Annotated in this window: 11 protein-coding genes and 1 riboswitch; of the genes, 9 read left to right on the forward strand and 2 right to left on the reverse strand. The window is 41.7% G+C overall.

Translation table 11 applies throughout. The annotated features are described in order from the left end of the window. Nucleotides 1-80: 80 nt before the first annotated feature. On the forward strand, nt 81-1,724 hold the full coding sequence (locus tag BrL25_RS11850; RefSeq protein WP_018671982.1) for a peptide ABC transporter substrate-binding protein: 1,644 nt from the start codon (nt 81-83) through the stop codon (nt 1,722-1,724). Nucleotides 1,725-1,828: 104 nt separating this feature from the next. Here the strand turns inward: BrL25_RS11850 and BrL25_RS11855 are convergent, their stop codons facing one another. Beyond that, a complete protein-coding gene (locus BrL25_RS11855; protein WP_018671981.1) occupies nt 1,829-2,536 on the reverse strand; it encodes a Crp/Fnr family transcriptional regulator in 708 nt (235 codons plus the stop codon). A gap of 170 nt (nt 2,537-2,706) precedes the next feature. Here BrL25_RS11855 and mobA point away from each other — a divergent pair, with 170 nt between their 5' ends. The 8 genes from mobA (at nt 2,707) to BrL25_RS11895 (ending at nt 11,966) form a co-directional block, all read left to right on the forward strand. Then, nucleotides 2,707-3,339 carry a molybdenum cofactor guanylyltransferase gene (gene mobA / locus BrL25_RS11860; protein ID WP_018671980.1) on the forward strand — a complete coding sequence of 211 codons (633 nt, stop codon included), beginning with the start codon at nt 2,707-2,709 and terminating at the stop codon, nt 3,337-3,339. Beyond that, nucleotides 3,336-3,881, forward strand: coding sequence for a molybdopterin-guanine dinucleotide biosynthesis protein B (gene mobB, locus BrL25_RS11865; RefSeq protein WP_018671979.1), 546 nt, complete (start codon nt 3,336-3,338; stop codon nt 3,879-3,881). Before mobA ends, mobB begins: the two co-directional genes overlap by 4 nt. Nucleotides 3,882-4,019: 138 nt before the next feature. Next, nucleotides 4,020-4,162: riboswitch (cyclic di-AMP (ydaO/yuaA leader) on the forward strand. Between the two features lie 547 nt (nt 4,163-4,709). After that, on the forward strand, nt 4,710-4,775 hold the full coding sequence (locus tag BrL25_RS26530) for a potassium-transporting ATPase subunit F (protein WP_081621616.1): 66 nt from the start codon (nt 4,710-4,712) through the stop codon (nt 4,773-4,775). A 42-nt stretch (nt 4,776-4,817) separates the two neighbouring features. Then, a complete protein-coding gene (gene kdpA / locus BrL25_RS11875) occupies nt 4,818-6,491 on the forward strand; it encodes a potassium-transporting ATPase subunit KdpA (protein ID WP_018671977.1) in 1,674 nt (557 codons plus the stop codon). Between the two features lie 22 nt (nt 6,492-6,513). After that, complete coding sequence (gene kdpB, locus BrL25_RS11880; RefSeq protein WP_018671976.1) at nt 6,514-8,553, forward strand: potassium-transporting ATPase subunit KdpB; 2,040 nt, start codon at nt 6,514-6,516, stop codon at nt 8,551-8,553. A 27-nt stretch (nt 8,554-8,580) separates the two neighbouring features. Continuing rightward, nucleotides 8,581-9,138 carry a potassium-transporting ATPase subunit KdpC gene (gene kdpC / locus BrL25_RS11885; RefSeq protein WP_018671975.1) on the forward strand — a complete coding sequence of 186 codons (558 nt, stop codon included), beginning with the start codon at nt 8,581-8,583 and terminating at the stop codon, nt 9,136-9,138. Nucleotide 9,139: 1 nt separating this feature from the next. Continuing rightward, the gene (locus BrL25_RS11890) at nt 9,140-11,512 is read left to right on the forward strand and encodes a universal stress protein (protein WP_018671974.1); all 2,373 of its coding nucleotides are present in this window, start codon (nt 9,140-9,142) and stop codon (nt 11,510-11,512) included. Nucleotides 11,513-11,537: 25 nt separating this feature from the next. Beyond that, complete coding sequence (locus BrL25_RS11895) at nt 11,538-11,966, forward strand: hypothetical protein (RefSeq protein WP_018671973.1); 429 nt, start codon at nt 11,538-11,540, stop codon at nt 11,964-11,966. 51 nt (nt 11,967-12,017) lie between these two features. Here the strand turns inward: BrL25_RS11895 and BrL25_RS11900 are convergent, their stop codons facing one another. Continuing rightward, entirely contained in the window at nt 12,018-12,404 is a 387-nt protein-coding gene (locus tag BrL25_RS11900) for a Na-translocating system protein MpsC family protein (protein ID WP_018671972.1), read from the reverse strand. Nucleotides 12,405-12,479 lie beyond the last annotated feature (75 nt).

Below are 12,479 nucleotides of genomic sequence, written 5' to 3' on the forward strand. Positions count from 1 at the left end.
TTTGATAAAACGTAAAAATAAAATTAGTATAAAATCTATTCATATCTTTCGTTATAAACATAAAAGGGGGATTTACAACTATGAAGAAAAATATATTTGTGTTGATGAGTTCCGTTCTTGTATTAGGTGCTGCTCTTGCAGGCTGTGGTGCAGGTAACGGTAACGGAGCCGCTCCAGCTGGTAACGAATCTAAAAAGTCTGAAGATTCAAAAGCAAGCGGAAATCAATCCCTTCGTTTAAACCTTGCATCTGATCCTCCTACGCTTGATCCAGGTCTTACAGAAGATGCTACTTCTGGGGCAATTGTTCGTTCTACTTTTGACGGTCTAACTCGTCTAGGTGAAGACGGCAAGCCTCATAATTCTGTTGCATCTGACGTTAAAATTTCTGATGATTTAAAAACATATACTTTCACATTGCGTGATTCAAAGTGGTCTAACGGTGAACCTGTTACTGCGAAAGACTACGAATATGCTTGGAAACGCGTTCTAACTCCAAAAACAGCAGCTAACTATGCTTACCAGCTTTATTACATTAAGGGTGCAGAAGCATTCCATAAGGGTAAAGGGAAAATTGAAGACGTAGGTATCAAAGCTCTTGATGATAAAACATTAGAAGTTACTTTAGAGAACCCTACTCCATTCTTCTTGGAGTTAACAGCGTTCTACACCTACTTTCCAATTAATCAAAAAGTGGATACCGAGAATCCTGACTGGGCGAAAAATGCTAAAACCCACGTGGGTAACGGTCCGTTCAAGCTAGATACCTGGGAGCATAAGAGCAAAATTTTGTTGACCAAGAACGAAAACTATTGGGATAAAGATTCTGTAAAAATGGAGAAAATTGAATTCTCTATGATTGATGATGGCAATACAGAGCTTTCCATGTTTGACAACGGCGATTTGGATTGGGCAGGTAAACCAGTTGGAGACTTGCCAACAGATGTTGTACCTATCAAAAAAGCAGAGGGTACCTTGAAAGTGAAGCCTACCGCTTCCATCTACTGGTACAAGTTCAACACTGAGAAAGTACCGTTTAATAATGCAAAAATTCGTAAAGCCTTTGCTTATGCGGTAGACCGTAAAGCGATTGTAGAAAACATTACACAAGCTGGAGAGCAACCAGCATTGGGTATCTTGCCTCCAACTATGGCGATTAAACCAGAAGGCTACTTTAAAGATAACGATGCAGACACAGCTAAAAAATTGTTAAATGAAGGTATGAAAGAGCTAGGTATCAGCAAGCTACCTCCAATTTCGCTATCCTTCAATACATTGGAAGGTAACAAGAAAATTGCAGAAGCAATCCAAGACCAATGGAAAAAGAACTTGGATGTTGATGTGAAACTAGAAAATACCGAGTGGAAAGTATACATTGATAAGCTACACCAAGGTAACTATCAAATCGGTCGTATGGCTTGGTCTGCTGACTTCAATGATCCAATCAACTTCCTAGAGCTGTACCGTGATAAAAAAGGCGGTAACAATGATACAAACTGGGAAAATCCAAAATACAAAGAGCTATTAATCAAGTCAGCTTCTGAACCAAATGAAGAGAAGCGTACGCAATTGTTTGCTGAAGCAGAGCAAATCATCATGGATGAAATGCCTGTAATTCCAATCTACTACCGTACACAAAACTGGATTCAAAATGATAAAGTAAAAGGCGTATTGCTTGATGCACTTGGTTCCGTCGATTACAAATGGTCTTACATTGCCGAATAAGAAATTATCAAATAGAAAGAAGCCTGTTGAACAACTCAACAGGCTTCTTTTGTTTGATTGTGTATCGTCTTTTTCATTAAAATAAAAAGGAACATAGTCATATGCTACAAACGACAAATGTCTGGTGGACAATCATCGCAGCATATTTTTTCCCGTAAATAGTGAATGTCCTTTACTAGAATGTAGCCATTTGGCAGAGGTTCAATTACATCTAGTTTTTTTAAATCACCTAATAAACGATTAACACTTTCGCGTGTAAGTCCAATAAACTGAGCTAAATCTTTATTGGTTAGTGATAGATCGATCAGGATACCATTAGGATGTTGGCGACCGTATGTGTTACACATGCGAATTAAGGTTGAATAGAGCGCACCCGTTTTTCCATTCAATAAAAGATCACGGAACTTAGATTGCATACGACGGTTTTCAAGACTCATCCAACGTAAGAACTCTACACAGTACGCTCCATTTGCAGTGAGAAGCTCTTCTAGGGACGTGCGAGAGATGACCCGTAATTCGCCAGGCTGTAGGACAACGGCAGTAGCACTATAGCATAGGGATGAATTAAACAAACCGAACAGACCAAATAACTCACCTGGATTGTATACTTGAAGGGTTAGTTCTTTACCGTCTGTACTTGTCTTTGATAGGCGAACCTTTCCGCTTTCTACCAAATAAACATAATCAGCAGGGTCTCCGTCAAAAAATAACGGTTTACCCGGAATACTTTCTACGAGGGTTGACATACGTTTCATATCTTCCCAGAATGCTCTAGATATTTGATCCACGAAGGTTTTCGTTTCCATAGGCATGAAGATTTTCCCTCACTTCATACATTTCTCTCTTGTAAGTGATACTTGTTACAAGGTACGGTCTTAGTATATCAATTACTGTTTCATATGAATATAGCATCATAACTATTTTGCCATTTGTCCATAAATGTATGAAAGAAGTATGAAAAAATAAGTGAGGTGATGTAAAAATGGTGAACTCATTATGTATTGTGATTTTAGCCGGAGGACAAAGCAGTCGTATGGGTAAGCCCAAAGAACTACTAGAATGGCATGGGAAACCACTAATTTTACATATGCTAGAGCAGATTCTTCCACTACATCAGCCGTGTGTGATTGTCACGAATGATCCAAGACGACTTCCTCCAATTAATGAGCTTGGGACAACCGTGTTTATCACAGGTGATCTTGTTGCTTCACATGGTCCAATCAGCGGGATTTATTCTAGCATGTGTGTACGACAGGAGGAGTGGTATTTAGTTGTATCCTGTGATCTACCATTTTTACGTACGGAGCATTTGCAACGCTTACTAAAGAATTTAAACGATCGTTTAGATCAAGATATAAACGCTGTAGTAGCTAAAACAGGAGGACGCTTACAACCGTTATTAGCCCTTTATCATCAACAAACCAAAGAAATTTGGAAGGACGCTCTAGATCGGGAAGATTACCGGGTAATGCATGCTTTAGAAGAGATGGTTGTAAAAGAAGTAACGGATGAATCCTGGGATGATTTAGTGGCTTTTAATATGAATACCCCTGCTGATTACGAAGAGGCAAAAAAAGAATGGAATAGCAAAAATTTATTAGGAGAAGAAAAATGAACAAGGAATTAAATCATATGGAATCTACAGGTACCGTTATTCAATTTGTCGGGTATTCTAACTCAGGTAAAACAACATTGCTATGCAAGCTAATCGAGCAATTTACACACATCGGGGTACGGTTGGGTGTAATCAAACATGATGGACATGATTTTGAATTAGATCAGCAAGGAAAAGATACGTGGAACTTCCGGCAGGCGGGAGCCCCAATGGTAGCTATTCAATCGGCTACAAAAACCGCTTGGATGGAGAATCACGCAGTGCCTCTCTCACAACTTATCTCGAGGATGAGTGAACAAGGGGCCGAGCTCATCTTAGTGGAAGGCTTTAAACAAGAGTCCTATCCGAAAATCGTGGTCATTCGGCGAGAGGAAGATATCGAGCTGTTGGACAAAGTGCAAAACATCTTGGCGGTAGTAAGCTGGTTGCCATTACAGAAGATGTCTATTCCTGTGTTTTCAATTGATCAGGTAGATGAGATTTTTCGATTTATTCATGGGCACAGGCTTGTACAAAAAAAGAAAACAAAAGAAAATAGATAAAATAATGAGATTGGCTGAGGAAACATGAGATTGTTTCCTCAGGATTGCGTTTTTTTACATGAAATTGACAGTTTTTGTAGCTAGATCACTGTTAACAGAAGATAAGCAAGGACGTATAATAAGACTCGTAAGCACCCAACAGCATAACGGCCAAATCCCGAGGCATTCGGGAACGGAGGACCCACTTTTTATTGGGGTTAATTCTACAAAGTAGAAGGGATGAGTAACTCTTTCGCCATCCTACCCGTCAGCTAACTTCGTCGGCTAAAGCGAAGGAGGTCAATGAGACCACCTGTATTTATTGAGGGTTTTTTTCTTTTTCCCTCAAACCAAAATGTGTAGGTCTTTTTGTTTTGCTTATATTTATCTTTACACATAATGCGTACAACTGTACGAAAGAGGATTAGGGAGACAGAACGCAAAGAGAGCGATGGCTAGCTGGGCGTTAGGTAGACCAATGAGTGCTTCTTTCTTGCCGGTTGAACATTGAACAAATGAGTAGGCATGCTCTGGTGAGGCAACAGATTGCTTCGCTAGGAGAAGCTGTGACTTACTCCGTTTGTATCATGTTCTCTTTTACCGTTGAGATAGGAGCAAGCATTGGTCTATTTTTTGTTCCAAGGTGAACTTCATTTACAGATAACAGGAAGAACACAGGGGAACCACAGATTGTCGAACGTTGATCAGACAGTTGGCAGAGGAGGAAAAAAGGATGGATATGGTTGCAATTTTACTGGTAGCAGGTGCATTCGGTCTGTTTTTTGGAACGATGGCATTCTGTGACAAAGTGGTAACAGAAGAAGGGAGAGAAAAGCGTTGATTATACTCATGATCATCGTTGCAGGGGTTATTCTCTACCTCATTGATGCATTAATTCGTCCTGAAAAGTATTAATAGTACCAGCTGTAAACTGAAGAAACGTTAGGAGGAACCGTTGTGGATTTGTTGCAAATTACCGTAGTGTTAGGAATTTTGCTGATCCTAGCTATTTTATTTGGTCGTTACTTGGCGCAGGCCTTTTCATGGGAGGTAACCAAGATAGACCGAATATTTGGAGGATTCGAGCGAGTTATATATAAAGCTTCTGGTATCCAAGTAAGAACAATGACGTGGAAACAGTACGCAGGAGCCGTATTACTTAGCAATCTTGTCATGTTTGCAATTGGGTATTTGATTGTTAGATTGCAGGGGCTTTTGCCGGGGAATCCCAGTCAGATTGAAGGTATGGAACCATTGCTTGCCTTTAATACAGTAGCTAGTTTTTTAACAAATACGAACCTACAGCATTATAGTGGAGAGTCAGGGCTGTCCTATCTGTCTCAAATGACGGTTATTATCTATTTGATGTTTACTACACCAGCCACTGGCATTGCTGTTGTAATGGCCTTTATGAGGGGTATTACAGGACAAAAGCAGCTTGGAAACTTCTATGTAGACTTGATTAGAGCACATACTCGGGTGTTATTACCTTTGGCTGTGATGGTTACTTTATTATTGGTAGCCCAAGGAGTACCACAAACGATGAGTCCAACAGTAACTGCTACTACCTTACAAGGGGCCGAACAACAAATTGCGCGTGGACCTGTGGCCTCTATGGAATCAATTAAGCATCTTGGTACAAACGGAGGAGGATTCTTCGGGGTTAACTCTTCGCACCCTTTTGAGAACCCTACACCTCTAACCAATGTTATTGAAATTTTATGTATGTTTCTCATTCCAGCTTCTTTACCATTTACCTTTAGTGCTATGACACGCAATAAAAAACAGGGACTTATGATATTTATTGCTATGTTCCTCATGTTCCTGACTTTCTTGACGATTGTGTATGTTGCAGAATCGAACGGAAATCCAGCGTTAGCTCAAGCAGGACTTTCTCAAGCGAACGGTAGCATGGAGGGGAAAGAGGTACGCTTCGGAATTGCACAGTCGGCTCTATTTACCGCAGTAACCACAGCTGCTACTACAGGAACAGTCAATAACATGCATGATACCTTAACACCAATCGGTGGTATGGTTCCTTTGGCTCAGATGATGCTGAATTGCGTGTTTGGCGGAGATGGTGTTGGCACAATGAACATTCTGATGTATGCGATCATGGCGGTATTCCTAGCAGGATTGATGGTTGGCCGTACACCAGAATACTTGGGACGCAAGATTGAAAGTAAAGAGATGAAATTAATCGCTATAGCTATTTTGATTCATCCCTTGATCATCCTAGCCCCATCTGCTATTGCCTTGGCGAGCGAACTGGGAACAAGCTCGATTTCTAATGCCGGCTTCCATGGAATCTCCCAAGTGGTATATGAATTTACTTCTTCAGCAGCTAATAACGGTTCAGGATTTGAAGGCCTATCTGATAACACGCCATTTTGGAATATCTCAACGGGCCTTGTCATGTTATTTGGACGCTATTTCTCTATTATTTTAATGCTTGCTGTAGCAGGCTCACTTATGATGAAGAAACCTGTGCCAGAAACCATTGGTACTTTCCGCACGGATAATACAGTATTTATGAGCATCTTGCTTGCTACGGTACTCATTGTAGGTGCGTTAACATTCTTCCCTGTGATTGCCCTCGGTCCTGTTGCTGAGTGGCTGTCGATACGTTAATGAAGAAAAGGAGTCTTTCGCTATGAGTAATCAACGAAAATCCTTGGTCACCAAGGAGATCATATGGCAGGCAATAATCGATGCCTTTAAAAAATTTAACCCACGGCTAATGGTTAAAAATCCAGTTATGTTTGTGGTGGAAATAGGCTTTGTGATTACACTAATTTTAAGTGTTATGCCAAGTGCTTTTGGTGGCGAGTCTAATGCTTTTTACAACGGCATCGTGAGCATGATCTTATTCGTGACGATCCTGTTTGCAAATTTTGCTGAAGCTTTGGCAGAAGGGCGTGGTAAGGCACAGGCTGATAGCTTGAAAAAAAGTAAACAGGATATGAAAGCAAATGTATTGCAAAAAAATGGCATAGTAAAAGTGGTAAATTCCACAGAGCTACGCAAAGGCGATATTGTCATCGTTAACACCAATGAGCTGATACCAAGTGATGGAGAAATTATTGAAGGAGTGGCATCAGTGGATGAGTCAGCCATTACGGGGGAATCGGCTCCAGTCATAAAAGAGGCCGGTGGAGACTTTAGTTCTGTAACTGGCGGTACTCGCGTGGTCAGTGACCGAATTACGGTACGTGTAACTACAGATCCTGGGGAATCCTTCCTAGATCGAATGATCAGTATGGTAGAAGGGGCAAAACGCCAAAAAACTCCTAATGAGCTAGCCTTAAATACCCTATTGGTAAGCTTAACATTAATATTTTTGATCGTATGTACGACGTTGTTACCAATTGCTTCTTATGTAAATGTGGTGATTCCAGTTGCAACCCTGGTGGCTCTCCTGGTTTGCCTTATACCGACAACCATTGGCGGATTATTATCTGCGATCGGGATTGCTGGGATGGATCGGGTCACCCAATATAATGTGATTGCAATGTCAGGTAAAGCGGTAGAAGCGGCAGGTGATATAAATACCATTATCTTGGATAAGACAGGAACAATTACGTATGGAAATCGGATGGCCTCTGAAATTGTGGTGGTAGGTGGTTCAAAACAAGAAGAGCTATATCGGGCAGCTCTCCACAGCTCTCTACATGACGAAACACCAGAGGGACGCTCTATTGTGGAATTGGCTAAAAAAATGGGAGTTCCAGAATCAGAGTGGCAAATCTTTGGTACAGAAGGTGTGGAATTCAAGGCGGAAACTCGGATGAGTGGAACAAATTTTCCAGATGGTCGCATGGTAAGAAAAGGAGCCATTGATGCAATTAAAAATTATGTTGTAGAAAGAGGCGGCCAAGTTCCTAGCGATTTGGATACGACAGCTAATCAAATTGCTAGAGAAGGGGGCACCCCATTAGCAGTGGTAGATGGTACTCGTGTACTGGGCGTCATTTATTTAAAAGATACGGTAAAAGCAGGTATGCGTGAGCGCTTTGAAGAGCTACGGCGGATGGGAATCAGGACTGTTATGTGTACGGGTGATAATCCGTTAACCGCAGCTACCATCGCTCGCGAAGCTGGTGTAGATGATTTCATTGCAGAAGCGAAACCAGAGGACAAAATCGCGGTTATTCGTAAGGAGCAGGCGGAAGGAAAATTGGTAGCGATGTCGGGCGATGGTACGAATGATGCGCCTGCTTTAGCTCAAGCCGACGTGGGGTTAGCGATGAATAGTGGTACGATCGCTGCTAAAGAAGCTGCAAACATGGTTGATTTAGATTCTGATCCGACCAAAATTATCGAGGTAGTAGCTATTGGGAAACAGCTTCTTATGACTCGCGGAGCCCTTACTACTTTTAGTATTGCAAATGATATTGCTAAGTATTTTGCCATTATTCCGGCGATGCTCATGGTAGCAATTCCTCAGATGCAGGCTTTGAACATCATGCAACTAGCTACACCACAAAGTGCAATTTTGTCAGCATTGCTGTTTAACGCGATAATTATTCCTCTGTTAATACCGTTAGCAATGAAGGGTGTTACATATACACCAATGAGTGCTACCAAACTCTTGTCCCGCAATCTGTTTATTTATGGATTAGGTGGTGTCATTGCTCCTTTTATCGGTATTAAGCTGTTGGATATGCTGTTGGTGGTAGTTGGTCTGCAATAAAAATAACAAATAAAAAGGTGATCAATCATGTTGAAAAATATAAGAGTAAGTCTTGTGTTGTTACTGATCTGCGGCGTTATCTATCCCTTGCTCATGACGGGTATCGCCCAGGCATTAATGCCAGCACAGGCAGATGGAAGCTTAATCACTGATGCAACTGGGAAAGTAGTAGGTTCAAAGCTAATTGGTCAAACGTTTACGGACTCGAAATACTTTTCTGGACGTGTTTCTTCTATAGAATATAACGCTGCTGGTTCTGGTTCTAATAATTATGCCCCATCAAATCCAGAATTGGTGGAACGAACTAAAAAAGATGTAACAGCCCTCTTAGCTGCGAATCCGACTATTGAGCAAGCAGCTATACCGGCTGATTTAGTAACTAACTCCGCTTCTGGACTTGACCCACATATTACACCGGAAGCGGCTCGTGTTCAGGTGCCACGCATTGCAGCATTACGCAATTTAACTACTGATCAGCTTAACCAGCTCATTAGTAAGTACACAGAAGACCGCTCTCTGGGCTTGTTTGGTGAGAAAAGAGTAAATGTATTGGAGTTAAACATGGCGTTGGATCAGGTGAAGTAGTATGGATGATTTTCGCCGAAAAACGCCAGAGGAAATCTTGCGCTCCATTTCGGAAATCCATAAAGGTCGTCTGCAAATTATTTTGGGAGCGGTCAGTGGTTCAGGAAAAACCTATCACATGCTGTTAGAAGGGCAACGTCTGCGGAAAAAAGGTTTAGATGTGGTTATTGGTGTGATTCATACACGTGCAATAAACCAAGGGAAAAATCACGAGAAGCTGGAAGGATTCGACGTAATACCTGCTGTCGCTTGGTTTGAAAAAGATATTCTGAAAGAGGACCTAGATGTCGAGGCGATCATTAGACGTGATCCAGAGGTCGTCTTGGTGGATGAATTAGCGCATCGGAATCGACCGGAAGCGATACGCCGTACTCGTATCGAGGACGTACGTTATCTGTTAGAACACAATATTAGTGTTATCACTACGGTAAATATCTACGAGCTTGAGGGAATGAAAGGGATAGCCCAGCGGTTAACGGGGGTACCTGTTCATGTAGCCGATTGTGTAGCCGACGAGACGTTAGCAGAAGCAGACGAGGTAAAGCTGCTGGACGTTACGCCGGAAGTCATTCTTAAAAGATTGCAAGAGGGTAGTATTTTACCTCACTCATGTAGTCAGGGAGAAGAACGGACTAAACCTAAGTCAAAGCATCAACGCTTGTATCGACATGATAATTTGGCTGTGCTAAGAGAATTGGCCTTACGTTTTGTGGCTGGAGAAGTAAATGATGATTTAGATAAGTATCGTCAACAGCAGGGAATACTTGGCCCTTCTGGGGCGAGTGAGCGTATTCTGGTTACTGTACAGTATCACTGGAACGGTTCAATTTTGATCCGTCGCGGCCAACAGGTAGCTAAACGCTTAGGGGCTGAGCTTCTTGTCGCTTGCTTTCGTGGGAACAAACGGATGATGTCTAAAGAAGAGGCAACCTTTAAACGATCGATGGTTACTTTGGCGCAAAAAGTGGGCGCAAGCTTTGATGAGATCCCACTATACAAGGACATTGATGTGGCAAAGGAGATCGTACAGTACGCTTTGCAACATAACATTACTCGTATTGTCATGGGCCAATCCAAACGAAGTAGATGGGAAGAAATTTTGCATGGTTCCATTATTAACAAGATTTTACACCAAAGCAAAAATACAGATGTCCTCATTGTAGCAGATCGCTCGGCAACCAGTGGGGGGCGGGTTCTCCCTGCTAAACGCCATCGTGGATTTGTTCCCCATCCCTTTCGTCGCCTTTCAACAGAGGAGATGGAAAAGGAAATTAAGCGAATAAAACGTGGTAAATTAAAAATCTTTATCGGTGCAGCACCAGGTGTAGGAAAGACATTCACTATGCTCCGTGAGGCAAATGAGCTGTTACACAGTGGGATTGATGTTGTAATTGGATTATTGGAAACTCATGGACGAACAGAGACTTACGAGCAAATAGGTAAGCTACCGATTATTCCTAAAAAGGTGATGCCTTATAAGAATGTATATTTGGAAGAGATGGATACTGAGGCTATTATTAAGCGCAATCCGGAAGTGGTTCTAGTGGATGAATTAGCTCATACCAATGTTCCTACTAGCCGGTTCTTAAAAAGATACGAAGACGTCGAGCACATATTGCAAGCTGGCATTTCTGTGATTTCAACTGTGAATATTCAGCATGTAGAGAGTCTAACTGATAGTGTTGAACAAATCACAGGTATTCGAATACGGGAAACAATCCCTGACCACATCCTACATGATGCAGATGAGATCGAGCTGGTGGACATTGCGCCAAGTTCCTTGCAAGAGAGGATGAAAGAGGGCAATATCTATGCCTTAGATAAGGTAGAGCAGTCATTAAATCACTTTTTTCAGCTTGGGAATCTGATTGCATTACGTGAATTAGCTTTACGTGAAGTGGCGGATGATGTGGATGAGCGTCTGGAGTCCTGGGAGCGTAAGGGGGCGTTACGTGGGCCGTGGAGAAAACAAGAAACCATTTTTGTCTGTGTAAATTTACGTGATGACAGTGAACGATTAATACGGCGTGGATTTCGTATTGCTTATCGGTTAAAGGCAGATTGGTATGTTGCGTATGTACAGGATCATTATCCCCTTGCTTCAGACGAGCTGAGTTTACTAGACAAACTTAGATATTTAACGGAACGTATGGGTGGCGCTTTTGAAATTTATCAAGTACAAGATCGTAGACAAATTTTTCGAGAGTTAGTCATGCAGATGAATCGCAAAAATGTTACACAAGTCATCATCGGCCATTCTGCTCGGACGAGATGGGAAGAAATAAAAACGGGCTCTGTTGTGCAGAAGTTATTAAGGCAAATACGTCATATGGACGTTCTCGTTGTTGCCGATCATAAGCCAATCACACAGTGATTCAAATGAATGAGGCGGGAGCAGGATGAAAAGTATGCTTATTGTAGGACGTGGAGAAGCTTTTTGTGGCTTTGTTCAAACAGCTAGCAAACATGAAATCAATCGAAATTTGATAGATGGGTTGCAGATTGTTGCTTTTTATCGAGAATCATTTAGAAATGACATGGTTAGAGAAGGGTTTCGTCTCGTGGCTACGCAGGGGTTTGCTCCTGAAGAAACAAAGCTCGCCTCTTTTGAGCAGGTTTACTTGTTTCCAGATGAATGGAACGACTCGTTTCGAGTCATTGAATTTTTCGTTAGTTTGGGTACTTGTCGCGTATTTGTCATGACGCAGCTACCGCGGTATGCAGCTCTGTACCGGAGATTAGGGGCACATTATGTATTTATCAGTAACCCTAATCATCAAGGGTATCAGTGGTTGTTGGATAATGATGATGAAAACACTCCTCTATAATGCGGAGGAGTGTTTTCTATATTTGAGTGTTCAGCTATCAGTCTTAAGCTGTTAATTGGTGGGTGTGTTATCTTGAAGTTGTTTTTCTAGGTCTTTGTCCATTACATATACTTCAATCCGTTCACCCATTTTCGTACTGATATCACTGTGGCTGGAAAGAACCTTAAGACCTGTGATTCTTTCTACAATTGCTTCTGTTTCCTTACTGTACATCTCACGCAGGATTTCACGCATTTGTTTAACAACGCGTCGCCCTTTTTCGTGATGAGACAAATGCTTTTCCTCCACAGTGAGAACCCCTTTAAAGCGGGAAATAATCATGTCGTTAACGATATATGTTTTGGCTTCTTGGGGACCACGTCCAATCAGCTCTCTTTGAAATTTAATAAAAGCTTCACTGATTTCCGCTTCCAGCTTTTTTTTGGATAAGTTACTCAACTGATTCCCTCCTAAGGAAAGACGATCTATTCATTACATAGTGGCAGCTTCATGGATATACTACCCAGCATAAGG

This window comes from Brevibacillus laterosporus DSM 25 (assembly GCF_002706795.1).
Taxonomy (GTDB): domain Bacteria; phylum Bacillota; class Bacilli; order Brevibacillales; family Brevibacillaceae; genus Brevibacillus_B; species Brevibacillus_B laterosporus.

Coding starts and splice junctions, on each gene's coding strand:
- mobB (WP_018671979.1), top strand. CDS start 3,336: ATGAACAAGGAATTAAATCATATGGAATCTACAGGTACCGTTATTCAA.
- BrL25_RS11895 (WP_018671973.1), top strand. CDS start 11,538: ATGAAAAGTATGCTTATTGTAGGACGTGGAGAAGCTTTTTGTGGCTTT.
- BrL25_RS11890 (WP_018671974.1), top strand. CDS start 9,140: ATGGATGATTTTCGCCGAAAAACGCCAGAGGAAATCTTGCGCTCCATT.
- kdpB (WP_018671976.1), top strand. CDS start 6,514: ATGAGTAATCAACGAAAATCCTTGGTCACCAAGGAGATCATATGGCAG.
- mobA (WP_018671980.1), top strand. CDS start 2,707: ATGGTGAACTCATTATGTATTGTGATTTTAGCCGGAGGACAAAGCAGT.
- BrL25_RS11855 (WP_018671981.1), bottom strand. CDS start 2,536: ATGCCTATGGAAACGAAAACCTTCGTGGATCAAATATCTAGAGCATTC.
- BrL25_RS11850 (WP_018671982.1), top strand. CDS start 81: ATGAAGAAAAATATATTTGTGTTGATGAGTTCCGTTCTTGTATTAGGT.
- kdpC (WP_018671975.1), top strand. CDS start 8,581: ATGTTGAAAAATATAAGAGTAAGTCTTGTGTTGTTACTGATCTGCGGC.